This is a genomic window from Anaeromicropila herbilytica, from assembly GCF_016591975.1.
Taxonomy (GTDB): Bacteria; Bacillota; Clostridia; order Lachnospirales; family Lachnospiraceae; genus Anaeromicropila; species Anaeromicropila herbilytica.
The window spans coordinates 2,922,520-2,949,080 of record NZ_AP024169.1; the positions used below are offsets into that span (position 1 = coordinate 2,922,520).

At 31.5% G+C, this 26,561-nt stretch carries 23 protein-coding genes; 3 read left to right on the forward strand and 20 right to left on the reverse strand.

Annotation, left to right across the window (positions count from 1 at the left end):
* Positions 1–9: 9 nt before the first annotated feature.
* The 12 genes from mreC to bsdtb5_RS12720 form a co-directional block, all read right to left on the reverse strand.
* The gene (gene mreC, locus bsdtb5_RS12665; RefSeq protein ID WP_271712351.1) at positions 10–861 is read right to left on the reverse strand and encodes a rod shape-determining protein MreC; all 852 of its coding nucleotides are present in this window, start codon (positions 859–861) and stop codon (positions 10–12) included.
* A 1-nt stretch (position 862) separates the two neighbouring features.
* Positions 863–1,900 (reverse strand): rod shape-determining protein, encoded by a 1,038-nt coding sequence (locus bsdtb5_RS12670; protein ID WP_271712352.1) that lies wholly within the window; start codon positions 1,898–1,900, stop codon positions 863–865.
* Positions 1,901–1,921: 21 nt separating this feature from the next.
* Positions 1,922–2,665 carry a RadC family protein gene (gene radC / locus bsdtb5_RS12675; protein ID WP_271712353.1) on the reverse strand — a complete coding sequence of 248 codons (744 nt, stop codon included), beginning with the start codon at positions 2,663–2,665 and terminating at the stop codon, positions 1,922–1,924.
* A gap of 88 nt (positions 2,666–2,753) precedes the next feature.
* The gene (locus bsdtb5_RS12680; protein ID WP_271712354.1) at positions 2,754–3,014 is read right to left on the reverse strand and encodes a DUF4321 domain-containing protein; all 261 of its coding nucleotides are present in this window, start codon (positions 3,012–3,014) and stop codon (positions 2,754–2,756) included.
* Positions 3,015–3,907: 893 nt separating this feature from the next.
* The gene (locus bsdtb5_RS12685; protein WP_271712355.1) at positions 3,908–5,194 is read right to left on the reverse strand and encodes a methionine gamma-lyase family protein; all 1,287 of its coding nucleotides are present in this window, start codon (positions 5,192–5,194) and stop codon (positions 3,908–3,910) included.
* Positions 5,195–5,307: 113 nt separating this feature from the next.
* A complete protein-coding gene (locus tag bsdtb5_RS12690) occupies positions 5,308–6,132 on the reverse strand; it encodes an energy-coupling factor transporter transmembrane component T family protein (RefSeq protein WP_271712356.1) in 825 nt (274 codons plus the stop codon).
* Positions 6,125–7,837 (reverse strand): ABC transporter ATP-binding protein, encoded by a 1,713-nt coding sequence (locus bsdtb5_RS12695; RefSeq protein WP_271712357.1) that lies wholly within the window; start codon positions 7,835–7,837, stop codon positions 6,125–6,127. Before bsdtb5_RS12695 ends, bsdtb5_RS12690 begins: the two co-directional genes overlap by 8 nt.
* 177 nt (positions 7,838–8,014) lie before the next feature.
* Complete coding sequence (locus bsdtb5_RS12700) at positions 8,015–8,566, reverse strand: ECF-type riboflavin transporter substrate-binding protein (RefSeq protein ID WP_271712358.1); 552 nt, start codon at positions 8,564–8,566, stop codon at positions 8,015–8,017.
* A 161-nt stretch (positions 8,567–8,727) separates the two neighbouring features.
* Positions 8,728–9,354: an HDIG domain-containing metalloprotein gene (locus bsdtb5_RS12705; protein ID WP_271712359.1), complete on the reverse strand. Its 627-nt coding sequence runs from the start codon at positions 9,352–9,354 to the stop codon at positions 8,728–8,730.
* Positions 9,354–9,506: a hypothetical protein gene (locus tag bsdtb5_RS12710; protein ID WP_271712360.1), complete on the reverse strand. Its 153-nt coding sequence runs from the start codon at positions 9,504–9,506 to the stop codon at positions 9,354–9,356. Before bsdtb5_RS12710 ends, bsdtb5_RS12705 begins: the two co-directional genes overlap by 1 nt.
* Positions 9,507–9,588: 82 nt before the next feature.
* Positions 9,589–10,575, reverse strand: coding sequence for a lysozyme inhibitor LprI family protein (locus bsdtb5_RS12715; RefSeq protein WP_271712361.1), 987 nt, complete (start codon positions 10,573–10,575; stop codon positions 9,589–9,591).
* 146 nt (positions 10,576–10,721) lie between these two features.
* Positions 10,722–12,047 carry a CapA family protein gene (locus bsdtb5_RS12720; RefSeq protein WP_271712362.1) on the reverse strand — a complete coding sequence of 442 codons (1,326 nt, stop codon included), beginning with the start codon at positions 12,045–12,047 and terminating at the stop codon, positions 10,722–10,724.
* Positions 12,048–12,345: 298 nt separating this feature from the next.
* Here bsdtb5_RS12720 and bsdtb5_RS12725 point away from each other — a divergent pair, with 298 nt between their 5' ends.
* Entirely contained in the window at positions 12,346–14,094 is a 1,749-nt protein-coding gene (locus bsdtb5_RS12725) for an ABC transporter ATP-binding protein (protein ID WP_271712363.1), read from the forward strand.
* Positions 14,095–14,106: 12 nt separating this feature from the next.
* Entirely contained in the window at positions 14,107–16,170 is a 2,064-nt protein-coding gene (locus bsdtb5_RS12730) for an ABC transporter ATP-binding protein (protein ID WP_271712364.1), read from the forward strand.
* A 199-nt stretch (positions 16,171–16,369) separates the two neighbouring features.
* Here bsdtb5_RS12730 and bsdtb5_RS12735 read toward each other — a convergent pair whose 3' ends face one another.
* From bsdtb5_RS12735 to bsdtb5_RS12755, 5 genes are all read right to left on the reverse strand, one after another.
* Positions 16,370–16,993, reverse strand: coding sequence for a DUF47 domain-containing protein (locus bsdtb5_RS12735; protein WP_271712365.1), 624 nt, complete (start codon positions 16,991–16,993; stop codon positions 16,370–16,372).
* Positions 16,994–17,076: 83 nt separating this feature from the next.
* Entirely contained in the window at positions 17,077–18,129 is a 1,053-nt protein-coding gene (locus tag bsdtb5_RS12740; protein ID WP_271712366.1) for an inorganic phosphate transporter, read from the reverse strand.
* A 158-nt stretch (positions 18,130–18,287) separates the two neighbouring features.
* Positions 18,288–19,304 (reverse strand): patatin-like phospholipase family protein, encoded by a 1,017-nt coding sequence (locus tag bsdtb5_RS12745; protein ID WP_271712367.1) that lies wholly within the window; start codon positions 19,302–19,304, stop codon positions 18,288–18,290.
* Between the two features lie 280 nt (positions 19,305–19,584).
* Positions 19,585–20,625, reverse strand: a complete 1,041-nt coding sequence (locus tag bsdtb5_RS12750; RefSeq protein WP_271712368.1) for a M42 family metallopeptidase — start codon at positions 20,623–20,625, stop codon at positions 19,585–19,587.
* A 191-nt stretch (positions 20,626–20,816) separates the two neighbouring features.
* Positions 20,817–21,296, reverse strand: coding sequence for a hypothetical protein (locus tag bsdtb5_RS12755; protein WP_271712369.1), 480 nt, complete (start codon positions 21,294–21,296; stop codon positions 20,817–20,819).
* A 181-nt stretch (positions 21,297–21,477) separates the two neighbouring features.
* Between bsdtb5_RS12755 and bsdtb5_RS12760 the strand changes: the two genes are divergently transcribed.
* Positions 21,478–22,323 (forward strand): AraC family transcriptional regulator, encoded by an 846-nt coding sequence (locus bsdtb5_RS12760; protein ID WP_271712370.1) that lies wholly within the window; start codon positions 21,478–21,480, stop codon positions 22,321–22,323.
* Between the two features lie 87 nt (positions 22,324–22,410).
* On the opposite strand, the gene bsdtb5_RS12765 is transcribed toward bsdtb5_RS12760, so the two are convergent.
* The 3 genes from bsdtb5_RS12765 to bsdtb5_RS12775 form a co-directional block, all read right to left on the reverse strand.
* On the reverse strand, positions 22,411–24,192 hold the full coding sequence (locus bsdtb5_RS12765; RefSeq protein ID WP_271712371.1) for a type 2 periplasmic-binding domain-containing protein: 1,782 nt from the start codon (positions 24,190–24,192) through the stop codon (positions 22,411–22,413).
* An 81-nt stretch (positions 24,193–24,273) separates the two neighbouring features.
* Entirely contained in the window at positions 24,274–25,209 is a 936-nt protein-coding gene (locus bsdtb5_RS12770) for a carbohydrate ABC transporter permease (RefSeq protein ID WP_271712372.1), read from the reverse strand.
* A gap of 24 nt (positions 25,210–25,233) precedes the next feature.
* A complete protein-coding gene (locus tag bsdtb5_RS12775) occupies positions 25,234–26,181 on the reverse strand; it encodes an ABC transporter permease (protein WP_271712373.1) in 948 nt (315 codons plus the stop codon).
* Between the last annotated feature and the right edge of the window lie 380 nt (positions 26,182–26,561).

A 26,561-nucleotide genomic window follows, 5' to 3' on the forward strand; every position in this document is an offset into this window, starting at 1 on the left:
ATATCAAAACTATTTCAATTTTTCCTTTAATTTAGTAATTACTAGCACTGTATCTAGATGTTTAAAATCAACAGAAGGTGTTAAATAACCTGATTGTTGTAAATTATTTGAATCAAGCTTTACATTACTCGCATACCCGATTAGTAAACCTGGTAGAAATTTAGTACTTTTAGTGGATGTAACAACTTCATAACCATCTTTTATCTGAACTTGTTTATTACGAATATAACCAACTCGAATATATCCATCATCTACTAAAGTCAAATCACCATCTACCATACAATCATCTTTTGTTTTTGAAAAAACACCAGTTACACTACTAGAATCATCTATAATCGAACGGACCGTTGAATAATTATGACCAACTTCTGTAATGATACCAACAAGACCATCACCTGCGATAACATTCATGTCAACTTTTAGTCCATCATCTTTTCCTTTATCGATAGTAAACGTATTATACCAATTATTTGTGTTCTTTCCAATGACACGAGCCCCAACTTTAGGATAGTCTGGATATAAGCTATCTAGCTTAAATAGTTTACGAAGTTCCGATAATTCTGACTTGTCTTGTTGCAAGGCTTTATTTTGAAATTTTAGCGTCTCAACTTCATTTTCTAATTTCTTATTTGTGGATTTCAAGCCTTTAAGTTCTTGAAAATTATCCATTTTATCTGATATCGTTCTTCCCACTGTATTAATGCCTTTTTGCATTGGTGTTAAAACAGAACCAAACGCAGTTTTTACAGGGCTTAGTTTATCACCGTAAAGAAATGATAAAATCATAATCGCAACACAAACTGCTGTTAGAATTCCAAAGATATACTTTGGATGTAATGAAATATTTCTCCTACGTCTCATACTATTCCCTCATTTTATTACCATTTGAAATTTGCTTTAAAGATATAGCTAAAGAATTGAAAGTTGGATCTTCAATGATTCTTCCAATACCATTTACTACAGTATTTTCAGGATCGCTGCAGATATTAACAACCAAATCCGTTTGTTCTGAAATTAAACGATCTAGATTTTTGATATTTGCAGAACCACCCGTAATAAAAATACCAGAATCTATAATATCTGATGATATTTCAGGTGGAGTTCTTTCTAAGATAATCCTTATTGACTCAATGATTGTATGAAGATAGTCTTTTATCGAATCATACACCATGGATGAATTGATTTCCATTTCAATTGGTAATCCAGTAACAACGTTTCTTCCGTATACTTTTATATTATCATCTTCATTTTCATAAGCAGATGCAAGTTGTTTTTTAATTGTTTCCGCTGTTTTATCTCCAATAATAAGATTATATTGCTTTTTCACAAACATTTTTATTGACTCATCAAGTTTATTACCACCAATTGGTATTAGTTTACTAAGCACAATACCGCCAAGAGACATTATAGATATCTCAGTTGTATCAGCTCCTATATCAACTACCATGACTCCTCTAGCAACCGTAACATCAAGTCCTGCACCCAAAGCATCAGCAATCGGTTTATCAACAACACTGATATTTTTAGCTTTTGCACTTGAATTAGCAATTAAGTCAATAAATGCTTTTTTCTCTACTTCTGTTATATCATTTGGAACTGCAATTACAAATTCACTTCCACCAAAACCTTTTGCTGTTTTCATAATATTCTTTAGCATATAGTTCAGCGAAGACTGCATATTTGCTATATCCGCAATTACACCATTTCTTACTGGATAAGTTACAGCTATACTTATTGGTGCTTTTTCAAGCATTTCATAAGCTTCATTTCCAACCGCTTTCACATTTTTTCTATTTTCAACTGCAATTACATTCTTCTCGTCAAGAATAATACCTGCACCCTTTTTATATATTTTAATCGTACTAGTACCAAAATCTATGCCAAATACTTTACTAGCCATGCCTTATTACTCCTTCCAATCTTAAAGTATTCCGTGTTCCTTTAAACTTATAAATCTATTATCGCCAATGATTATATGATCTATAAGCCGAATTCCAACAATATTTCCAGCTTCTTGCATTCTTTTCGTCGAATTAATATCTTCCTTACTTGGAGTAGGATCTCCACTCGGATGATTATGAAGCAATATAATATTAACTGCACCATATTTCAACGCATTAACAAAAATCTCTCTTGGTGCTAATATAGAAGCATTTACTGTTCCTGTTGAAATAATCATATCTTTTAATATCTTGCTTTTCGAATCAAGCATTACTAAAATAATCTGTTCCCTACTCAAATGCCTCATTTCCTGCATATAATAATTTGCAACTGATTCCGGGGTTAATAACTTTAATCCTTCTTCATTCGTAGCTTTCGCCATTCTCTTAGTAATCTCTGCTATACACTCAATCTGAATAGCTTTTACTTTACCTATTCCCTGAATCGTCATTAATTCATGCAAGGATAAATAATTAATCCCAATTAGACCTCTATGTGCTTTTGAATAATTTAAAATATTCATTGCTACATCCATAACTCTTTCATTTCTTGAACCTGTTCTTAAAACGACAGCTAACAACTCTGCATCTGACAAAGCACTAGGACCATATTTTTCGCATTTTTCATAAGGACGCTCTGATAAAGGAAGCTCTTTCACTGTCTGATGTTGCTTAACAGAACATTCTTCCTTTTGTTTTGATATCTCAATTTCATGCTTATTCATTCAATTCCTCCTAATTTAATTGTCTCTCTCCAAGCAAATTAAATTAGAACCCATTATTTGTGATTATTTAATTACTAAGCAAAATTACTTATATTTTTTTATAAACGAATATCGATATTACAACACCAAGTATACTTGCTAAAGTAATCTTTATCTTTAATCCAAAGGTTATGGTCATGATTCCTAAGTTGAGTATTATTGGATTCTTAAAGCCGAATTCCTGTCCATAATTAAGCCAAGTAAAGTACTGCATACCTCTAACAGCATACCCTACAAATCCCCCTAATACTATTCCCGAAAGCATCAAAAGAAATAGTATCCAGAAGTTTTTATCACTAGTTTTTGCCATAACTCCCTCCCAAGATAACTATTTTACACGCAACATTTTATCATAAATCCATAAATTTGTATACCTTAATTGTATTAAGATTTCTTAATATTCAGACAATAGATTTGTAATAGTTTTTTTAATTATCAAATCACGTTTCCTACTCACTAGTTCATTGAATACTTGATAAATTCAGTGGGTAGGTTATCTAAATTACCATGAGTGAAACTTTTACATCTTACGCTCCATTTACTCATTTGGATGTTACTAATGTTTTATCACTTTGATAAAAGCAGATATAAAAAGTTCAAACTAACCCACCTGCCTGCGACTTGCTCGCAGGCCTAAATTCAACGTGTGAAATGCTTATTATTTCACATTCCTCACTTTGTTCGTCAAACAGTGAACTTTTTATATCTAACTCAAAGTGATAAGACATAAGTAACTTCACAAATGAGTCAAAGTCACGACGATGTAAAAGTTTCACTCATGGTAATTAATTTACGTTATCGACTGAATTTATAAGTATAATTAAGTTCTTATCAAATAAAGCTTATAGTTTTAATCAAAAACGTAAGTGTTAAATTTAATAAATAATTTTATTTATATTAGGTTAGGATGTCAAAAGTCTTTTTGTAGTTTACTGAGTGTATATCGATGTATAATTATGATTTTTGACTACCTTTTCTTCAAAAAGTTTATAAAACAAACTTATTATGTTTTGTTACAATCATCACTACAAGCGAAAATACTCACTCACGTTCCAATTTTCACCTTGAGCCTTGACAAAATATAAGCAATGATTTCAGCTGTACTATGCCAAAATTAATAATTATGCATCTATCCACAATCTATGTTAAGAAAGACTTTTGACATCCTAATCATTTTATAATTTATTAATTTAATTATAAACACTATAGCTTGATTAAGTTCTCTTCCCATAGTTTTTGTACTGACATTAAGATACCCATTTTAGCATGATACCAAGTTAGGCCACCTTGAAAATATACTGCGTATGGTGGTTTGATTGGGGCATCGGCGCTTAATTCGATGGATGAACCTTGAATAAAAGCTCCTGCTGCCATAATTACATCAGAATTATATCCCGGCATTGCCCAAGGTTCTGGAGTTACATAACTATCTACTGGTGCTGCAGCTTGAATTCCTTTGCAGAATGCAACGATTGCTTCTTTTGACTTTAATTCCACTGCTTGAATGATATCATGTCTTGATTCTGATCCATTTGGTATAACAGGAAAACCAAGTTTTTCGTAGATATTAGCCGCATAGATTGCTCCTTTAAGTGCTCCTGCTACTACTGTTGGCGCCAAGAAAAATCCTTGGAATAATTGTTGATTAATTCCTAAAGTTGCCCCTACTTCTTTTCCTAAACCTGGTGCTGTTAATCTGTATGCTGCATTCTCAACATATTCTTCTTTACCTACAATATAGCCACCTATAGGTGCTAATCCACCACCTGGATTCTTAATTAAGGAACCTACCACTAGATCAGCGCCCACATCACTAGGCTCTATTGTTTCTACGAATTCACCATAGCAATTATCTACCATACAAATGACATCTGGTTTAATCTTCTTAATAAAGTCAATTAGTTCACCGATTCTTTTTACTGACAAAGTTTTTCTTGTTGCATAGCCTTTTGAACGTTGAATAGTTACTAACTTTGTTTTATCGTTGATTGCTTTTTTGATATTATCATAATCAAAGTCTCCATTTTCAAGTAAATCAACTTGAGAATATGTAATACCATATTCTTTTAAAGAACCTTTTGATTCCGTAATTCCAATCACACCTTCTAATGTGTCATATGGCTTTCCAACTGGAGATAATATCTCATCACCAGGTCTAAGATTACCTGATAATGCTGTACTTAAAGCATGTGTACCACAAGTTAGTTGAGGTCTCACTAAAGCAGCTTCTGCATGAAAAGCAGATGCATATACTGCTTCTAGAGTCTCCCTTCCCAAATCATTATAACCATAACCAGTAGTTGCTGCAAAATGAACATCGCTCAATCTGTTATCTTGCATTGCCTTAATTACTTTTAACTGATTATATTCTGCCACTTGATCTATTCGTTCGAAACGTTCCTTTAAAGAGCTTTCGATATCTTTTGCATATTCAAGTACTTTCGAATCAATTTTTAATTCCTCGTACATTTTTATTAAATTATTTTCCATGATAATGTCTACCCTTCCTTTAACAAAACCTATCTAAAAATTATAGGCCTATTTATAACATGTACTCTAGTATACATTCTAATCTTGTTCTGTCTTTCTATTCCTTTCCATCACTAGAAAGGATTATAAAATCTATTTCCATCATAAAAAGTGATAATAATTGCTATCACACTTGATAAAATAACAAAGATGATACTAAGGTAATCTGACTTGCTGAATTTTTTTTCAGAATACCAGGTTCGTCTTTTGTTTTTTCCAAATCCTCGAAGCTCCATAGCATTACTTACAGTATCGATTCGTTCAAGGCTCGAGAATATTAATGGAAATATAATTGCGAACATACTCTTTAACCTGGTAGGTAAGCTTACCTTTACAGACATATCAATTCCTCTTGCTTCTTGAGCTAATTTAATTTCATTAAAATCATTTTGTACATCTGGTATATATCTTAATGCAATCGCTATGGAGTACCCGATCGTATATTTTATACCCAATTTATTTAATGAAGCTGCAAATTCACTTGGATTCGTGGTTAATATGAACATTAAAGCGATTGGAACAACCGTAAAATACTTAAGAATTACATTGAATTCATAAAATAATTGTTCTTTTGTTATGTCATAAGGTCCTATTATATGGAATATCACAGTTCTACAGTTGTAGATTTTTGTTCCTTGGCCAGGCGAAAAAGCATAAATTGCTATAACATTGATCAACAGAAAGAAACCAACTACTTTTACTATAGTAGCAACTTGGCGATAATCTGTTTTGGACATCTTAAATAGTATAAGACTTAATAGTAGCATTACCCCTAACACTCTAGTATCGTATGTAACCATTCCTACCACCGACCATAGAATAAAGAATATTAGTTTAGTTACACCGCATAATCGATGAATCCAAGTATTTTTTTCTGAATAGGTCAATAATTTAGCCATTGGATCGTACCTCCCTATCATACTGTATAAATCGTTCTACAAAAGTAGTAGGATTATCAATATCGCATCTTAACGCTAAATCATATAAAGAAGTCTCTTTTAAGCTAGCTTTTTCTATTATGTCCCTATTGGTTAAGACAGAGGCGGAGCTATTATCTTCAATTAATTTTCCATCTGCTATTACAATAGCACGATCCGTATATTCAAGCATCAAATGCATATCATGAGTTATTAAAATAATTGTAATACCTTGTTCTTTATTTAATTTCTTTAAGAACTCCATAATCTCTGTATAGTGTCTGAAATCCTGCCCTGCAGTAGGTTCATCTAAAATGAGTATTTTAGGTTGTAATACCAATATTGACGCAATTGTGACTCTCTTCTTTTGACCAAAGCTCAATGCTTGAATTGGCCAATTACGATATTGGTACAAGCCACAGATACGCAAAGTATCATCTACTCTTTTCTCAATAACCTCTGGTGCCACACCTCTTGCAATTAGTCCAAGTGCTACTTCCTCTTTAATCATTGATTTTGAAATCATCTGATTAGGATTTTGCATAACGATACCAATTTTTTCGGCTCTTTCTTTAATAGAATCGGATATCATATCTTGGCCATCATATAATATCATTCCCTTTGTTGGAGTCTGAAAACCGCAGATTAACTTTGATAGAGTTGACTTTCCTGCACCATTTTTACCAACAATGCTTATCATCTCTCCTTTTTTTATCGAAAATGATATATCACTAACAACTTCAACCTGATCATCATATCCAAAAGAAAGATTTGAAACCTTAAGTATCTCACTGTTCATATTCTCTTTTTCTTTTATATCTACAGATTGATACCAATCTCTAACTGCACACTGAAACGCACCTAATTCCATCTTATTTAAATTGCTTGGTTTTGACTCTTTCTTCAATTGACAGCCAGCGTATTTTAAGGCACTAATATAAAGAGGTTCTCTTATACCATGTTCTTTTAGAATATTCGATGATAGGATTTCATCTGTAGTGAGATCTGCTACAATCCCACCATTCGCTACAACAACAATTCGATCAACATCTCGGTACAATACATCCTCCAAACGATGTTCAATTATGATAATAGTCTTTTTACTCTCATTATGTATTTTATCAATCAAATCAATCGCGTACTTACCAGTTGCAGGATCAAGATTCGCTAGTGGTTCATCAAATAATAAAATATCACATCCAACTACCATAACTCCCGCCATGGAAACCCTTTGCTTTTGTCCACCAGACAATTCTTGCGGAGAGTGTCTTAATAATTCATGAACTCCAACTGTTTTCGCAGCTTGATATACACGTTCTTTCATTTCAACTTGTTTAACACAATCATTTTCAAGTGAAAATGCTATATCTTCGCCCACAGTAAGACCAACAAACTGCCCATCTGGGTCCTGAAGCACGGTCCCCACTATTTGAGACATTTCAAAGATCCCTGCTTTATGTGGTGTTTTACCTTTAATCGTTAATTTTCCTTTAATATCGCCTTTATAGGAAAACGGAACTAATCCATTGATGCAGTTCGATAATGTTGATTTTCCCGAACCAGAAGGACCTACGATTAACACTTTTTCTCCTTCATATATTGTAAGATTAATATTCTTGAGTGTAGGCTCTTTTTGCGTACGATATTTAAATGTATAGTTTTCAAATTGTATTATTGGGTTCTTCATCTCAGAATCCTTTCCGTCCTAATATACTTTTTATATCCATCAAACGATTATACACTGTTTTAGATAAGAAAAAAAGAGTAAACTTGACATTAGTCACTTTTTTATAACATAAAAGACCTATTAAACTCAGGATATTTTAACCCCTAATCCAAATAGATCTTCTTTTAACGTTATGTACTAATCTTCAACAGATAAACTTGATGTTTTTGATTTCACTTTAGAATATGCTTTCGTTAAAATTGTACCAATGATAGCAACAGTAATAATATTTAATAGTGCAGAAGTAGCTCCTTGTGCAAATACTTTATTTGCTGGTTCAGCATAAATAACTATATCAAGGATAGGTGCAATCACAATCCAAGCAATAATATTTGCCACAACTTGAGCGATATTAAATAGAACAGTTTCTTTCAATCCAAATCCGCCATCTTCAATTTTAAATTTCAAAGCAAAGATACCAATTATAATACCATATACTCCTTCTGGTATTACCCAACTCCACCATACGCCTCCATAAAAGGACGCATCCGCAATAGCATGACCTAAAAAGCCAATTGCACCTCCAACTACAGGTCCAAAAATTGCTGACATAAAAGTTAAAAATGCAACTCTTGTCTGTAATTGAGTATTCGGTATGAATCCTACTGGAATTGCTGCTAATGTCAATAAAATAAACAAAGCTGTTCCAATTCCAATTGCAGCTACTGATCGTATATCCGATTTCTTCATATTTTTCCCTCTTTTCCTAGTATTATGATATGTATTATAGTTTTTGTTGTATAATATGTCAATATTAAATATTAAACAAAAACTAACAAAAATGTATGTCATAAGACAACATTCATTATAATATAGACAAAAAAATAATTCAAATGTTCTTTACATTTGAATTATTTATTATTCTTCGCCTTTTTTAAAAACAATCTAATATTCTCTTCTTCCAGTTTTTCATCTGCACCACCTCTACCAAGGCGATCGCACAAACCAAGCAGAGCAATATCATCAATATTCGTTTCCTTTCTTAATCCTTTTAGATCAGCAAAAGGAAGATCTTTTACTACATATAGTATATACATATGATATTTAACAAGCATTGCAACTTTCTTTATATATTCAGTATCTTGTTGAAAATATTCCAAGAATTCCTCTACTCTTTTAGCTCCGACTTTATCATGATCATAGGAGGTTATTTTATCTTTTCTATACTTGGTAGTCTCAAACTTACCGATATCATGTAGCAAAGCGCCCCACATAAACACATTTGAATCACTACTTTTTTCTTTTACTTTAGCTGCTTCATTAAGAACAAGCATTGTATGTTTCCATACATTTCCTTCAGGATGATACTTTTTAGATTGTTCAACCTTCTTTAGTCTTGATAACATGTTAAATGGTCTGTCTTCTAGCTCACCTTTTTCATCCAAACTTTCTATATAAATAGATGGTCTTGTATCATTTAATATATGATAATTAATGTCCTCATACATTTGATTCAATTTGTTGTTTTTCTTGTCCATTATCTTCTCGTATTTGGTCCCATTGCTTGTTTCTTTATGTTATGCGTTTGATTTTGATTTTCAGGTTTTTTATCATTTATTTCTTCGTAATATAAACCATCTGCTTTTTCTATTTCTTCTTTATTCAATATTTTATTTTTCTCATTTTCCATATATATTCCTACCTTTTCTTAATCATAATAGGATAGTCTATGCAATATCTTATTATTTATACGAATCTTTATGGCCTTCTAATTATTGCCCAAAATAGATATTCACCAAATCATATACTCTATCTTTAGTAAGTTTTCCCAATTCCATACTATAAGCAACAGATTCCATCGTTCCTCCTTTATACTTATTCGATGCGATTTTTGCTTTACTCTCTTTTTCTTTAATCCATTTTAACTGTACTGTTTTGATTTGATCCTTTTCAGATGCTGACATATTATTTCGAACAGCAGAATAAATTTTATTTAATTCCTGATCCCAAAGTGAATACTCCTTATCAGCAGTTTTTTTCATATCAAGAGTTGTATCACTATTTTTCCATAAATTCTTTGTACGTTTTTCAATCTCAAAGCATTCTTTTCTATAGTTAACTACATTAGAAGATATCTTATTAGTTATCAAAATATAATTAATGTAGTTATTACTATAATATGTATTTACTACTTTTGTATATACTGCACTAGTTATTTTCTTATTATCTCTATAGAACACAGTTTTCGCTGATGCTGTTGCTCCTGATTCATCATATTGTTTCTTTTCTTCTAATACAGTCACCCTCTTCAAAGAGTTATTTACTAATTGATATATCGTATTAGTATAGCCTCCTGTTCCACCTACTGATGCATAAAGAGTTCCTTTTTTATTGTTGTAGCGGATTCCACTTTGACTGCATTGTAGAGTATCAATATATTTAACCTTTCCATTGTATAAGCTAAATAAATAACTTTTATAACCCGCAGTATCCTCTTCTTTTGATGCATTTGAAGTTGATAATAACAATTCTACAACTCCATCTTTATTTAAATCGATCATTTGATAGCTTTTACATTTTCCCAAATCAAGCTGTTTATAAAGTTTATTTCTGTTCTGAATAACCGATTCAAAAGCTTTCTTAGCTTTCTCATTTAACTTCTGCTCTGTTGTATTACTACTTGCATACACTCTAGCACTTCCTACCGTAAACGTAATAATTAATAACAGTGCCAGAATATCTTTCATTTTCAGTCTCATATCATACTCTTACCTTTCTTAGAATATATTTAGTAATTATTTTATTTCCAAATAATCCATCTAAGTATACCTCCAAAAAATATCATTTTTATATCATATTTCTAAAGATTTTATTAAATAGCAAGAATAAGTCCTATATTATTCTATTATTTTTCTTTATACCATTCACCTAATATATTTTTTGCTAACTTTTTCATTTCTCCCAGCGAAAAGTAACTTTCCTTTTCAAGTCTTAACACCCCATGTACCTTAGCTAGATTTTCTGTATAATCAGAGAGCTTGTACACAGAAAAATTATAATTATTTGCCTTCTCATAATGAGTTACTATCGGAGTAATAGATGCATTTTTGATTTCAACTTTATCATTTTTCTTTATAAATTCCATATTTGCCATGCCTCCTAACATTCTGGGTGCTTCTCTCTGATAGGAAACATAATTACCCAATGAATAATATACGAGCATCTTATGATTCTTAGGTCCATTCACCCACTCTACTGGCTGCAGAACATGTGGATGTGATCCAATTACTACATCCACACCTTCTTTCGCAAAAAACTTAGTATAATATTTCTGTTTCTCATCTGGATGGTAAGAATATTCTGTTCCCCAATGTGGAAACACAATAACAACATCTGCAAGTTTTTTCGCTTTTGTTATATCTGCCTTCATCTGGTCTTCATCTAACATATCTATCCTGTAAGATTGATTGCTTGGCAAAATATGTCCATTCAAGGAGAAGGTATAATTAAGTAATGCAAATTTAATTCCTTTCTTTTCAACAATACGTATGGTATTACGTTCATTTTGATCTTGATTTACACCTAGAAGTGTTATACATTTTTGTTTCCTCCAGAAAGATAAAGTATAATCTATTGCTTTGGTTCCCTTATCAAGAGTATGGTTAGTTGCTTGTAGAACAACATCAAATCCAGCTTTTTTAATTGCTTCGCCTATTTCAATTGGGGAGCAAAAATTTGGATAGCCAGAATATCCAACCGATCGATCACCAAAAATAGTCTCTTGATTAATCACAGAGATATCAGCCTTTGAAATATCATTCTTTAACTTAGAAAATAAATGATCATAATTTAGAACTTTGTTCTTTTTTATTCCACTTTTATATACTTCAATATGTACTAAATCATCACCTACAGCTAGGAATGATACAGTGTTATTTTGGTCATCTTGATAAGTTGCAGTGCTTTCATTCGAGTCATATTGCGAATTACTTTCTTTGGCATCTCTTTGTTCTCCAATAGACTTTGTAGTAGTTGTCGAATTAGGGGTTTTCTTGCTCTCTTTAGATATTCCTTTCCCTAATTCATTTTTATCTTCTACTTGTGCCATAGTAGTTACTGTTTTTTTACTATTCCAATCCCCTATATAGTAACCTACTATTGCAAATGTTAATACAAATATCACAGTACAAAATACTGCTATATAATTGTAATTTATATTTCTCTTCTTCATATTTTACTCCAATCCATAAGCTTATTTTTATATTAACTCTACCATTAAAAAGTGTAACTGTTCCCATAAATGTATGTTAATATTTTACAGTTATATTTATAATATACGAAAAAACAATTAATATCAACACAAGAATTAGTGAAATACAACTTATCTTTTATATAATTTTCCAAAAGTCTTGATATTTTACATTATATCATGGATAATAGATAGAGTTTAACTTATAACAGGCTAGGATGTCAAAGATCTTTGCTACCCTAGCCTATAATATTAGATTAAGGAATAGGAGGAACAATACATGAATCGAGACAACATCCTAATTCGTTATCTCAAACAATACAAGTGGCGGTATATTGGTGGAATTATTACTTTATTTATTGTAGACATATTGAATCTATACATTCCGCAATTCACTGGTGATCTAACCGATGGTCTGCAAAATCATACCTTAGATATGAATGGTATCTTTCATATCATTCTAAATATACTTCTGGTTGGATTCACATTAACCATTGGAAGATTTCTCTGGAGATTTTTTATATTTGGGTCAGCTAGAAAAATTGAATATCATATACGAAATGATATTTTTGGTCATTTAGAAAAATTGTCTCTAAGATATTTTAACGAAAATAAAACTGGCGATTTAATGGCACATTGTACGAATGACTTAAATGCAGTTCGTATGTCTATCGGACCTGGAGTTATCACAACATTTGACGCTATCATAATGACTATTATGGTATTAGTTAAAATGATAACTCACATCAGTCTTTCCTTAACTCTTCTTGCAGTCATTCCATTAAGTACGATAGCTATTGGTGGTTTTTTCTACGGTAAGGCAATTGAACATCGATTTACTGAAAAACAAGAGGCTTTTTCTGAACTAACGGATAAGGTACAAGAAAGTATCTCAGGAATTCGTGTTATTAAAGCATTTGTCAGAGAACGTTATGAATTAAAAGATTTCGCAAAATCTAGCAAGAAGAATATGGATAAAAGTATGCAGGTAGTAAAATTACAAGCAGTTGTAATGCCTTTATTAGATGTTATCATTGGGCTCTCCAGTGTAATTACATTGTTGTATGGTGGATATTTAACAATCACTGGCAGAATTAGTCTTGGCAGATTCATTGCTTTTAATCAATACATCGGAATGCTTGTTTGGCCAATGTTAGCTGCAGGCGATAGTATTACTATTATCTCTCAAGGTTTTGCATCATTAAAAAGAATCGAAAATATCTTTTCTGAAGTTCCTGATATTATAGATTTTCCCACAGTTAAGCAAGTTGACAAATTAAATGGTAAGATTGAACTAAGGAATGTATCATTTACATATCCAAATAAAGACATAAAAGCTTTAGATCATGTTAACGTTACAATAGAGCAAGGACAAACACTGGCTATTCTAGGCCGTACGGGTAGCGGAAAAACAACAATCGCTAATCTTTTACTGCGAATGTATAATATCGATTCCAATTCCATATTAATCGATGATAAGGATATTAATGATCTTCCTTTAAAAACACTTCGCGAAGGTATTGCTTATGTTCCACAAGATAATTTTCTATTCTCTGAGACACTTCAAAATAATATTGCATTCGGAGCTAACACGAATGATATCGATGAAGTGATTGCTTCTGCTAAAGCTGCTTGCATCCATGACAATATCATGGACTTCCCAGAAAATTATGAAACTGAAGTCGGAGAAAGAGGAGTCACTTTATCAGGCGGACAAAAACAAAGAACAAGTATTGCAAGAGCTCTTATGAAGAATGCACCAATTCTAATCTTAGATGATGCACTATCCGCAGTTGATACCAATACCGAAGAACAGATATTAGAGAATCTAAAAACAAATCGCAAAGATAAAACTACAATCATTATTGCTCATCGAATATCAACAATTCAAAATGCTGATCACATTCTAGTCTTAGAAGAAGGTAAACAGGCAGAATACGGAACTCACGAGCAACTAATGAACCAATATGGTATCTACCGACACATGTATGAGAAACAACAACTTGAAAAACAGATATCAGAGAGTTAAGGAGGTGGAACTTTGATTAAAGAAACAGATGTAACAGACAATTCACACGGAAATGTACTACTGCGTTTACTAAGTTATTTAAAACCCTATTGGCATCAGATGCTTATTGCCTTTATCCTTGTATTATGTATCACTGGTTTTGAATTATATCGTCCAATCTTAATCGGAGATGCCATTGATCAATATATTAACGGATACAATAAACCATATGCTGTTGTAGAAAAAGACAGTAAGAATTCTATAGCATATGATAACTATTATATAAGTAAAGATTTTGATACACATAAGGTTTCAAAATATCTACAAATCGTACTCTATAAGGATAATTATTATTTATTCAAAAGTTTAACTTTAACTGAACAACAATATATTAGCAATAGTGTCAACAATAATAATATATTAAATTTTAGATTACGTAGTAACAAGATTTCGATACAGAAAGATACCAAAGAATTACAAGGAACTAGATTGACTTCTTCTGAACTGAAACAATTAAGAACAAGTGATTTTAGCGGTATCAAATTAGCTGCAATGATATACTTAATCGTGCTATTATTCAGTTTCTTATTTAATATGATTCAAACATGGATTCTACAACTACTTGGACAAAATATTGTTTATAATATACGAAAAGAAATCTACGAACATATTCATTCATTATCCCTACGTTTCTTTGATATTAACCCTGTTGGAAGAATCGTTACTCGAATCACGAATGATGTAGAGGCCTTAAGCGAAATGTTCTCTACTATTATCATTAAACTATTTAAAAATTCAATTAAGATCATTGGGTTAGCTATTGTAATGATTCGTATTGACTTAAAAATGGCGCTATTCTCCTTTCTTCTAATGCCATTTATTGTCCTACTTACTTTTATATTTAAAAAAATATCAAGAGCTACCTACCGTGTAACAAGAACAAAGTTAACCATTATTAATACATTTTTATCTGAAAATATATCTGGAATGAAACTAATTCAGATATTTGCTAGAGAAAAAGAAAAATATAAGGAGTTCGAAACAAAAAATAAAGAAGTATACAAAGCATTTTTTCGTGAAATGATGGTATTTGCAATCTTTAGGCCATCTATTTATATGCTTTCAGTTATATCCTTAGTTATAATAATTGGAATTGGTGGTTCCTCGGTCCTTCATGGCGCATTAACTATGGGTACCCTATTCATCTTTATACAATACATTAATTCCTTCTTTGACCCAATCCAAGAATTAGCAGAGCAATTTGGTACCTTGCAATCTTCCTTAGCTTCTGCTGAAAAAATATTTACCATTCTTGATGAGGAACCAATGATATTAGAAAAAGAGGAACCAATTCACCTTCCAGACATAAAAGGCAAAATAGAATTCAAAAACGTATGGTTCGCCTACGAAGGAGAAGAATATATATTAAAAGATGTTAGTTTTACCATTCTTCCAGGAGAGAAAGTTGCTTTTGTTGGAGCTACTGGTGCTGGTAAATCTTCTATTCTAAATCTAATTGGACGATATTATGATATTCAAAAAGGTGAAATATTAATTGATGGAATTAATATAAAAGAACTTAGTAAAAATGAACTTCGTTCTTCCATCGGACAAGTTCAACAAGATGTCTTCATCTTTACTGGAGATATTAAGAGTAATATTAGTTTAAATCGCGAGGATATCACTATGGAAGAAATTGAAAAAGCATGTGAACATGTCAATGCTTCTCCTTTCATTCATAACCTTCCGAATCGATTTGATGAACCTGTATCAGAACGAGGTGCTACCTTCTCAGCTGGACAAAGGCAACTCCTCTCATTCGCTCGTACACTTGCTTACAAGCCTAACATTCTAGTAATGGATGAAGCAACTGCCAATATAGATACAGAAACTGAAACGTTAATTCAAGATGCTTTAGAAAAGCTTATGGATGGTCGTACTACCATTATGGTCGCTCATAGATTATCAACCATACAGCATGCTGACAATATCATTGTAATGCATAAAGGCCGTATTCGTGAATCAGGAACACATCAAGAATTATTAATCCAAAATGGAATCTACAAAAAGCTATATGAATTGCAATTAAACTCTTAGGTCAGAGCTTATTGCCCTAATCCACTTTAAAAAAAAGCTAGAACAAGTCAACTTATTTGTTCTAGCTTTTATCTATATGAGTTGTACGGCAAATGACCTGTTTCAAAATCTAGCCTGGTAATTTGTCGGGCAACTCATTTATATAAAGAATTGCATAAAAAAAGAACTGTTGTCCCCTAATACAACAGTTCCAAGCACATTAAGAATTCTTCATAACGATTGATTCAATATCATTTGCTGCAGATTCACAAGCATCGCAACATTTTTCAAGTCGATTAAAGATTTCAGTCCATACTAATAATTCCACTGGATCTTTGGATTGAGTAAATAATTCATGAACAGAATCGTAATAAAGAACATCTCCATTCTCTTCTAGGTGATTTACTTCAATTACCTTATCATTTAATGTATCAGACTTTTTAAAGTTATATAATTCCTTTAATGCTAAATTAAGTGATTCACAACATTTAACGATCAAACCAGTAAACTCTAATACTTCTGGACGTATAACACTTATATTAAACATATGTATTTTGATTAATACATCTTCAACAGCATCTGTAATATCATCGATTTTCTGTGATAAGCTCATGATATCTTCTCGTTCAATTGGTGTAATAAATTCAGATGCTAAGCGATTCATCATGTCATGTTTTGCTAAATCAGCGGAATGTTCAATTTTATGAATTTCTTTTAGCTTGTCCCCAAGGGTTTCTGTTTTAAAATTAGATAATGTTTCATGTAAGATCTCAGCACATTTGCAAGAGTAATCTTCTAGTTTAACAAATTGATCAAAATAATTATATTCATTCTTTTTTGCCATAATTTTAATTAATTCCTTTCTCATTCAACAGGATATCATTTTAACAAAATCTCAGATTGATTAATCTACCTTAACGGCATCGATTAGAATATCCACATAAATAAATGTGCCATCAAAAATCCAATCAATCCACAGCCAGGGAAAGTAAGTACCCATGCTAATATCATTTCTTTTACTACTCCCCAATTTACAGATGATAATCTCTTAGAAGCACCAACACCCATAATAGCAGTTGTTTTTGTATGAGTAGTACTTACTGGAATACCAGTTACAGTTGAAAGTAACAAAGCACCTGCTGCCGAAATATCTGCTGCAAATCCTTGATATTTCTCAAGTTTAACCATTCCCATACCTACAGATTTGATAATCTTATATCCACCAATTGATGTTCCAAAAGCCATAACTAAAGAACATAATATCATAAGCCAGATAGGAATTTTAAAATTTGAAACATCACCGTATCCATTTGCTAAAAATACTCCTAGCATGAATACTCCCATGAATTTTTGTCCATCTTGTGCTCCATGCATAAATGCCATTGCTGCTGCACCACCGATTTGTCCTTTTTTGAATAAATCATCTGTTTTACGTTTATCTTTTCTCTTACAGATAAATTCAATGATACGAACAACAACAAAACCAGCAACAAATCCTATTGCAGTAGATAATACTAAGCCGTAGATAACTTTAATCCACTCTCCACCATTAATTCCGCCAAGTCCACCTTGTAAAGCAATCGCGGAACCAGATAATCCTGCAATTAATGCATGACTCTCACTAGTAGGAATACCAAAATACCAAGCTGCTGTTGCCCATAATACAATTGCAAAAAGTGCCGCACACAGCGCAACTAGTGCTTGTTTTGTATCTCCACCAAAGTCAACCATGTTATAAATAGTCTCGGCTACAGTCGCATTTAGCATTGTCATGCATAACACTCCAAAAAAGTTAAATATTGCAGCCATAATGATTGCACTTTCAGGACGCATACACCTTGTTGAAACACAAGTTGCAATCGCATTCGGTGCATCTGTCCAACCATTTACTAAAATAACACCTAGAGTAAGAATTACTGTTATCAATAGTGGTGGATTCGATACTAATTGATGCAGGAATTCAAACAATGAAATAGTCATAAGCGCCTCCATAAATTTCGTTTATTATTTTTAAAGCATAACAATTTTACCACATAAATTATGATATTAAAAGACATATTTTTAACTAAAACTTAACTTATTCATAATTTATACTTAACAAACGAATATTTTTTCCTAGATTTGCTTATTATTTACCATTATCTTCTTTTGCTTTCCACTAGCTGTCTCGCTATTCTATCTATATTTTCCTTTTCCTCTTCGACTATTTTATATCCGATATCAATTAGCTTTTGAATACTTTCTGGTCTAACATCATCCATCCTTGGTATGCTAAAATTACGTTCTTCTATCTCTTTCTCAATTCTAACGTAGTTATTAGGAAGATGAATTGCACTAAATATTTTCTCTAACTGATAATCTACAGTCTGTTCACTTGCATCCATAAGTATATCCAAGATTGGCAATGCCCATCCAATTAGTCCCCATCTTTTTGCTTTCCTATATTCATAAGGGACCTTTGTAGATACATTCGCTACGGATAGTAAAAAGACATCATTCATATTTGTAAACTCCTCAAGTTTGATACCTTCTACTAATGCACATAGAGCAGGATTATTTGCGAATACACCACCGTCTATTAAGCAATTATCTTTTAACCGAATTGATTTTATGTAAGCTGGATTAAAATAGGTAGGAGCTGAAGCTGAAGCTAGAACCGAATCTTTCAATAAGTACTCTCTATCCTCACCTTTTTTCGAAGAAACAGTATTGAAAAATATCGCACTTCTCTTTTCTGTATCGTAAGAAGTAATAAGACATGGCTTTAATAAATCACCAATTTGAAGATTACCGAAGTATAGATCTAAGATTTTTTTAAATTCTGTATTAGTATATCTTGCGCCAAATAAACCGAAGAACGTATTTAATGGATAGTAAGGTTGTCGTTTGAATATTTCTTTTCCTTTATATAAATATAAATTTGTAGCATCTTTGGCAGAAAATTTTGGTCTACGATTTTTATCAGGACATAAGTAAATCGCTGTAAGTATCGCTCCAGTACTTGTTCCAGCAACCAAATCAAAATAATCAGCAATTCTTGCATTATGATTATGAGAATATACTTGAAGCCTCTCTTCTAACTTTTCTAAAACCATTGCAGAGATTATTCCCTTAATACCACCACCATCGATGGATAGTATATTAATATTTGCCATAGACTTTCCTCCCAATCTTCTAAAAGGGGGTAGAAGCTTTGTATTTAAGCTTTGTATTTAAGCTTCTACCTAATTTATATAGAATATCATCAATATTTTAGAAATTTTGTGACTAGATTTGCCACCTATATTTAAAATATATGAGAGTTAAGCCAAATTGATACTACAATATGTAAGATATGCAATATCTTTTGATATACAATATCTTTTGATATACAATATCTTTTGATATACAATACCTTTTGATATACAATACCTATGACTATTACAGTAGCTATAACTACTTAGACGTTAAATAAACTATAAGTAATTTTATAGTCTCCTCAATAGCCTTTATATTGGTTCTTTCAACTCCATGGGAAGAATGTACCGCCATTCCAAAAGCAGCCGCATATACGTTATTTCCAGCTCTTACAGCAGCATTGGCATCTGTACCATAACGATAGAATACATCAACAACATAATCAACTTCATTTTCTTTCGCTAATTGAATTAATTTCGTTGTTAATCCTCTATCATATGGACTATAATTATCCTTTGCACAAATGGATACCTGATATTCTGATCCATTCAGTTCCGGACCAATTAAACCAATATCAATTGCTACATATTCTTCTACTTCTGATGGAATATAAGCACCACCATGACCTATTTCTTCATAGAATGGGAATGCTAAAAGGGTGCGATACTTAGGCTTAATACCATTATCTTTCATATATTTTAATGCAGTAAATACCGATGCTACTGCAGCTTTGTCGTCAATAAAACGTGATTTGATATAACCATCCTCAGTATATTCAAATCTTGGGTTAATAGAAACAATATCCCCAGCTTCAATACCCAATGCTATGACCTCGTCTTCTGATGTTACATTTTTATCCAACATAATAACCATAGAATTCTCATCTCTTTGTAGAGTCCTAGCATCATCAAATACATGAACAGAATGTGAGATGCATGTCATTAGTCCAGTATATTTCTTGCCTTCTCTTGTATGAACCGTAACAGTCTCGCCTTCAATGCTACTATAATTAATTCCCCCTAATTGTGTCACACTAATACTACCATCTGAGTTAATTGTTTTAATAATTAATCCAAGTGTATCAAGATGAGCACCTACACATATAGTTTTTGAATTATCTTCCCCTTCTAAAGTAATATATCCCGTTCTCTTGCGATCATATGTAACGTCGTACCCCAAATTAATTGCATACTTCTCTAAAAGAGGAAGAATTTCTTCGTAATAACTGACTGGACTAGGAACTTCAATAAAATCTTTCATAGTATTTAGTATATAATCTCTGTAGTTTTCAATTTTCATTGATAGATCTCCTTTGTGATGTATTATATATTTTTTCTTTTTTATATTATAATACTTTTTCAATGTATTACCATATTTTTTTACTTGATTAATTAATTCATTTGTAAATCCATTGTGTTTTTATATTAAGTTATATCACACAACTACTTTAATCACATATTCTAATACAGACTTATAATAAAATATTTTTATTAATTATAATAATAAATACTTCCAACCTGTTTCACAGGTCCTGCCATATAAATAGTATCTGGTATAGAATCCTGGCTATTATCCATTGACATCACTTCACTCCTACTTACTTTCGTACGTCTAATAGATAATTTTAAGCCATCCATATAGTCTTCTAACTTCACTATATCTATTTCTCTATTTAAACATAATAATGTAATCTCCTCTTCAACTTCATAACCAGTATCTAACAGATATTTTATAAAGATACGTGCTGCATTCGCATTAAGTTTTGCTTTTGTACCATCTATGTTAAAAATTATAAATTCCATTTTATTTTCAGTAATAATTGGTCCATAAATAATTCCATCTACATAGCCACCACAATTGATATAACTTATTTTTTTGATTCTTTCTGGTGTCAATTCTAATTGATATTTATTTGGATCATAAATAATATATTCACTGCCAAAACCACGATATTTTACTAGTTCAATCATCACTACCAGTCTCCTTCTATAAAATGTCTAATCATAGTATATTATAGGCACATTTTCTACAAAGTATAGCGAAGAAAATGCTGTATTTCTTGTAAATAGTGCGTTATAATATAAATGCTTTAGCAACATTCTCCTATTTTTAAGAAAAGCAGACCAAAATGAGTCATGGAAAGGTATATTTATGGAAAAGCAAAAAAAAGGTTATCTAAATGATGATTTTTTACTATTTCATCTAAAAGATCAAAAACATCAAGAATTTGAATTTCATTATCATGATTTTAAAAAAATAATTATTTTCTTATCTGGTAATGTAACCTATTTAATTGAAGGAAAAACGTATCATCTAAACCCTTGGGATGTTCTATTAATTAATAATAATGAACTTCATAAACCTATCATTGATCCTTCTGTTCCATATGAAAGAATTATCATTTGGCTCAATTCTGACTTTCTAGAATCGCATAATGGCAAAGATTATGATATTACAACATGTTTTCATCTAGCAAATAGAAAAAGCTTTAATCTCGTAAGGCTTGACGCCAAATTACTTGACTATCTTAAAATGGTCATTAATGGTTTAACAGAGTCTATGAACTCTAACGAATTTGCTAATTCTTTGTTAAGTAATACCTTCCTAATTCAATTATTAATATACCTGAATCGAATTGTATTAGAACAGAAAAATATAAATGAACATCAAGCTCTTAAATACGATAAACAAATCGAAGAAATCTTGCGATATATTAATAATAATCTATCATCTGATATATCTATAGAGAAATTATCAGATGTTTTCTATATCAACCGTTATCATCTCATGCATAAATTTAAAGATGAAACTGGATATTCTATTCACAATTATGTAATACAAAAACGTCTTATTCAATCGCTGGAATATATAAACCAAGGAATACCAATCACAAAAGCCTCTGAATTAAGCGGATTTAATGACTATTCTAGCTTTCTAAGATCCTTTAAAAAGTTTTACAACAAGACACCCAGAGAATATTTTGATCAGAATTATTGAGCATGCCCAATATTAGCACAAAAAACATGGTAACAAGTAATATACTTGTTACCATGTTTCATTTTACTATAAATAATTTAGGAATTATTATTTAGTTGCTTCAGCTGCTGCTGCTTGACGAGCTGCAGTTTGTTCTTTAGCACATTTTAAATCGAATTTAAGAACATCTTTGTATCCAAGACCATTTACAGTATCTTGCATATCTTTTAATAAGCTATTAAATTCTTTTTCATTCTTAGCAAAGATCATCTTCCATGAGTAATCAATGATTACTGTCTTACATTGGTTACGTAAAGCTTCAATGTCAGAAGAAGTATTTGTTACTACGTAGCTAGTTCCTGGTGCTACTAATAATTGATTATTATCTTTTAAGTAAGTAAATGTATCTTTTGCTTTGTATTGATCTTGCCATGCTTTTGTTAATGTTGTTGCTCTTGCAGCAATAGTTGAATCCCATAATGCGTAGCTATATGGAGCCTTTGTAGTTGGATCTGTATCACTTGCTACAACTGGTGTAAAGTTTAACCATGAAACACCTTCACGGTAAGTTCCACCACCGAATTCATCTGGTACAGTTTGATCTACGTTTTGATCGTATTGAGCTTTCATACCATAATCAGTTAATTCTGGTTTTCCTTCAGCATTTACATCCCAAGTTAAACCTTTAATACCAGCACCTGATAAGATTTCAATACCTTCTGTTGAGTACATCCAATCGATGAAGTCCATTAATCTTTCTGGATCTTCTGCTTTGCTACCAATACCTACTACAACTTTATCTCCAGCTGGTTTACAACCATATGAGAAGATCTTTTGATCTTTGATAGGAACTAACATAAATCCTTTACCAGCTTTTGTATTATCAGCTGAGTTATATAATGATTGTCCTTGCCATGGCCAGAATGAGAATAATACTGCACCATCTTTGTATTTGTTTGATAAAGTATCATAGTTTTGTGTAGCTGAATCTGGATCTAAGATACCAGCTTGGTTTGCACTATAGAATAATTTTAATGATCTTATGTATTGTGAATTGCTATCAATAATACTTTGATCATCAGAACCATCTGCTTTAGATAATACGAATCCCATTTCATCATAACCATAGTAACATGTTGGTTGTTTTGCATTGTTCATCATATTTCCGTCCCAATCTTTGAATAGAGACATAGCATATGTTTTCTTACCAGAATCACTCTTTGGACTAGCATCTTGCATTTTCTTTAATACAGGAATTAAATCTTCTAAAGTATTAATATCTGGGCTACCAGCTTTTTGGTATACATCATAACGTAAGTATGGTCCGAAAGTTGGTTCACCTGATTCAGATGGATTAGTTGCTGGTTGACTTGAAACGCTCTTTGGAATTGCCCAAACACCGTCTTTACCAGCGATTTTTTGTGCATTTTCAATAGCTGCAGTATATTGGCTTACATTTTTTCTAGTCTTAATCATATCAGACATATCAGTAAGAAGACCTGCATTAACTACGTCTTTTAATTTGTCACCATCAGAACCGATAATAACAAGATCACCTAAATCACCAGCTGCTGAACGAGTTTGGAATAATGTATCACCACCACCTGCTACGTTTGGAGCAATGATATTTAATTCCATGTTAAATTTGTCTTTAACAATTTTTGCAAACCATCCAGGTTGAGTACCTTGGTTGTTTGCTTCAGTTGCAAATACATCTACAGTAATAAATTTGTCATATTTCTTATTACCATTTGCATCTGTTGTAGTACCTGTTGATCCCTTTTTGTCCCCTTTGGAATCTGAAGAGTCTTTCTTACATCCTACTAATGAGAATACCATAACAAGTACTAGTAGTAAGGATATAATTCTTGAAGCTTTCATTTTTCTCATAAAAACATCCTCCTTTAATATATATAGCTACAGAACAATATGCTCTGATAAGCCCGTTTTGTTAATCAGTAAAAGGCTATATTAACCTTTTACTGAACCAATCATGATACCCGTTGTAAAGTATCTTTGAGCAAATGGGTATACCATTAAGATTGGGAATACTACAATTACAGAAACTGTCATTTTAATTGATGTTGCTGTTTGTTTTGTTGCTAAGTTAGCTAAACCAGCTGCACCACCATTACTTTTCATAACATTAGCTAGTGTACTAGCTTCGTTAATATATTTGTACAATAAATATTGTAATGAATATAGTTTTTGATCTGTAATGTAAATTAAGGTATCTTGGAATGAGTTCCATTGTCCTACTGCTGAGAATATAGCAATAGTTGCTAAGATTGGTTTTGAAATTGGTAACATAATTCTTACGAAGATTGTAACAATTCCAGCACCATCAATTTCTGCAGCTTCTTGTAAAGAAGATGAAATTGACTCTATATATGTTTTAACTAAGATAATATTAAAAGGTGATACTATTGCTGGTAAAATATATACCCAGAATGAGTTATTTAAATGTAGGTTTAACATAATGATATACATTGGGATCAAACCTGCATTAAAGTACATTGTAATACACATAAAGCGGTACCAGAATTTTCTCATCCACATCTTTTGTTGTGAGAACATAAATCCTAAGAAAGCTGATGCTAATGTAGTACATAATGTACCGATTACTACTCTACCTAATGATATAGTTGCAGCAGCTGATAAACCACTTAACTTAAATACTTGCTTGTAGTTTTCAAACTGAAGCTTTCTTGGTAAAAAATTGATTACACCATTATTACTTAGATCATTACTACTTATTGTATTAATAATTAAATAATAAAATGGATAGATACAAATTATTGTAAATATTATAAATACAGCATAATTGATGATATTAAAGGATATATCTCCAACTGTTATCTTTTTCTTTTTTGCTTTATATGCTGTAGTATTTGTTTCCTTTGACATTGTATATTCCTCCTTCTTGATAAATTATATAATTGATTCACCACGGAATACTTTAGATAAAGTATTTACCACCCATAGTAAGGTAACGCTAATGATACTCTTCATCATACTAAGTGCAGTACCTAAGGAGAAACTTGCAGATCCCATTGATATTTTGTAAATGTATAAATCTAGAACTTGAATATGTTGCATATTAAATGAGTTACTAAAGATGAAATATTGTTCCATACCATTTGATAAGAAGTTTGCAATACTCATCATTAATAATACGAAGTATGTAGGTAATAATTGAGGTACTGTAATATGCCACATTAATTTAAATCTTCCTGCACCATCAACTCTAGCAGCTTCATATTGTTCTTGATCAGCACCAGCTAGTGCAGCCAAGTACATGATGGCTCCCCATCCAAGACCTTTCCACAATCCCCATAGCATCATTGTGATCCATGTATGACTATCACTTTCTAGGAATTTGATAGCATCTGTTGTAATTCCAAGATCTTGTAATACGTGATTAACCATACCACTTGATGAGAATAAACTAAATGCAACTGAATATACTAAGATCCAACTAATAAAGTTTGGAATTGTTGTAAGGGTCTGTACTAACTTCTTAAACCATTTACATTTAATTTCATTTAAAAATACTGCGAATGCTAATGGTAATACTGATGTTAAGATACCTAAACCACTCATTGCAAATGTATTCTTCAAAACATTGATTAACTGTTTGATTTGCATTGGATTTCCAAATAGATACTTAAACCATTTCCATCCAACAAACTCACATTGTGAAAGTTTTAGTGGTGGTCTGTAATCAAAGAACGCGTATGACCATCCATATAATGGTAAGTAGCTAAAAATAAAAACTAATACTAGGAAAGGTGCTACTAATAAGAAATATTTAAAACTTTGATCTTTGGCTTTCCTTTTCTTAGACTTTGCTTTTGGTGCTGTAATCGCTTTGTCCATTTTAATTCCTCCATCTTTGAAAATAATATACCATATTGATGATTTATTAATGTAACAATTTAAGCACATTGCACATTGTTTAATTAATAAACTAATCTATGAATGTATTTTACCATAGATTTTCAGCAATTAATACAGACACTTTTTTATCTATTGTGCATTAAAAATCAGACCTTTATATAAAAATCTATACAAAATTACAATAATCTTTCATGTAATACGTATAGAAACATTAGTTATTAAATGTAAATTTAATAAAAAATGACTAATATTGAAGTAAAAATTATAAGACATTAACAATAATGAACTTGACATATTAATTTGCTATAGTATAATACACATTACATAATTAATTATACATATATTACTACTATATACTA

Coding starts and splice junctions, on each gene's coding strand:
- mreC (WP_271712351.1), bottom strand. CDS start 861: ATGAGACGTAGGAGAAATATTTCATTACATCCAAAGTATATCTTTGGA.
- bsdtb5_RS12670 (WP_271712352.1), bottom strand. CDS start 1,900: ATGGCTAGTAAAGTATTTGGCATAGATTTTGGTACTAGTACGATTAAA.
- radC (WP_271712353.1), bottom strand. CDS start 2,665: ATGAATAAGCATGAAATTGAGATATCAAAACAAAAGGAAGAATGTTCT.
- bsdtb5_RS12680 (WP_271712354.1), bottom strand. CDS start 3,014: ATGGCAAAAACTAGTGATAAAAACTTCTGGATACTATTTCTTTTGATG.
- bsdtb5_RS12685 (WP_271712355.1), bottom strand. CDS start 5,194: ATGGAAAATAATTTAATAAAAATGTACGAGGAATTAAAAATTGATTCG.
- bsdtb5_RS12690 (WP_271712356.1), bottom strand. CDS start 6,132: ATGGCTAAATTATTGACCTATTCAGAAAAAAATACTTGGATTCATCGA.
- bsdtb5_RS12695 (WP_271712357.1), bottom strand. CDS start 7,837: ATGAAGAACCCAATAATACAATTTGAAAACTATACATTTAAATATCGT.
- bsdtb5_RS12700 (WP_271712358.1), bottom strand. CDS start 8,566: ATGAAGAAATCGGATATACGATCAGTAGCTGCAATTGGAATTGGAACA.
- bsdtb5_RS12705 (WP_271712359.1), bottom strand. CDS start 9,354: ATGGACAAGAAAAACAACAAATTGAATCAAATGTATGAGGACATTAAT.
- bsdtb5_RS12710 (WP_271712360.1), bottom strand. CDS start 9,506: ATGGAAAATGAGAAAAATAAAATATTGAATAAAGAAGAAATAGAAAAA.
- bsdtb5_RS12715 (WP_271712361.1), bottom strand. CDS start 10,575: ATGAGACTGAAAATGAAAGATATTCTGGCACTGTTATTAATTATTACG.
- bsdtb5_RS12720 (WP_271712362.1), bottom strand. CDS start 12,047: ATGAAGAAGAGAAATATAAATTACAATTATATAGCAGTATTTTGTACT.
- bsdtb5_RS12725 (WP_271712363.1), top strand. CDS start 12,346: ATGAATCGAGACAACATCCTAATTCGTTATCTCAAACAATACAAGTGG.
- bsdtb5_RS12735 (WP_271712365.1), bottom strand. CDS start 16,993: ATGGCAAAAAAGAATGAATATAATTATTTTGATCAATTTGTTAAACTA.
- bsdtb5_RS12740 (WP_271712366.1), bottom strand. CDS start 18,129: ATGACTATTTCATTGTTTGAATTCCTGCATCAATTAGTATCGAATCCA.
- bsdtb5_RS12745 (WP_271712367.1), bottom strand. CDS start 19,304: ATGGCAAATATTAATATACTATCCATCGATGGTGGTGGTATTAAGGGA.
- bsdtb5_RS12750 (WP_271712368.1), bottom strand. CDS start 20,625: ATGAAAATTGAAAACTACAGAGATTATATACTAAATACTATGAAAGAT.
- bsdtb5_RS12755 (WP_271712369.1), bottom strand. CDS start 21,296: ATGATTGAACTAGTAAAATATCGTGGTTTTGGCAGTGAATATATTATT.
- bsdtb5_RS12760 (WP_271712370.1), top strand. CDS start 21,478: ATGGAAAAGCAAAAAAAAGGTTATCTAAATGATGATTTTTTACTATTT.
- bsdtb5_RS12765 (WP_271712371.1), bottom strand. CDS start 24,192: ATGAGAAAAATGAAAGCTTCAAGAATTATATCCTTACTACTAGTACTT.
- bsdtb5_RS12770 (WP_271712372.1), bottom strand. CDS start 25,209: ATGTCAAAGGAAACAAATACTACAGCATATAAAGCAAAAAAGAAAAAG.
- bsdtb5_RS12775 (WP_271712373.1), bottom strand. CDS start 26,181: ATGGACAAAGCGATTACAGCACCAAAAGCAAAGTCTAAGAAAAGGAAA.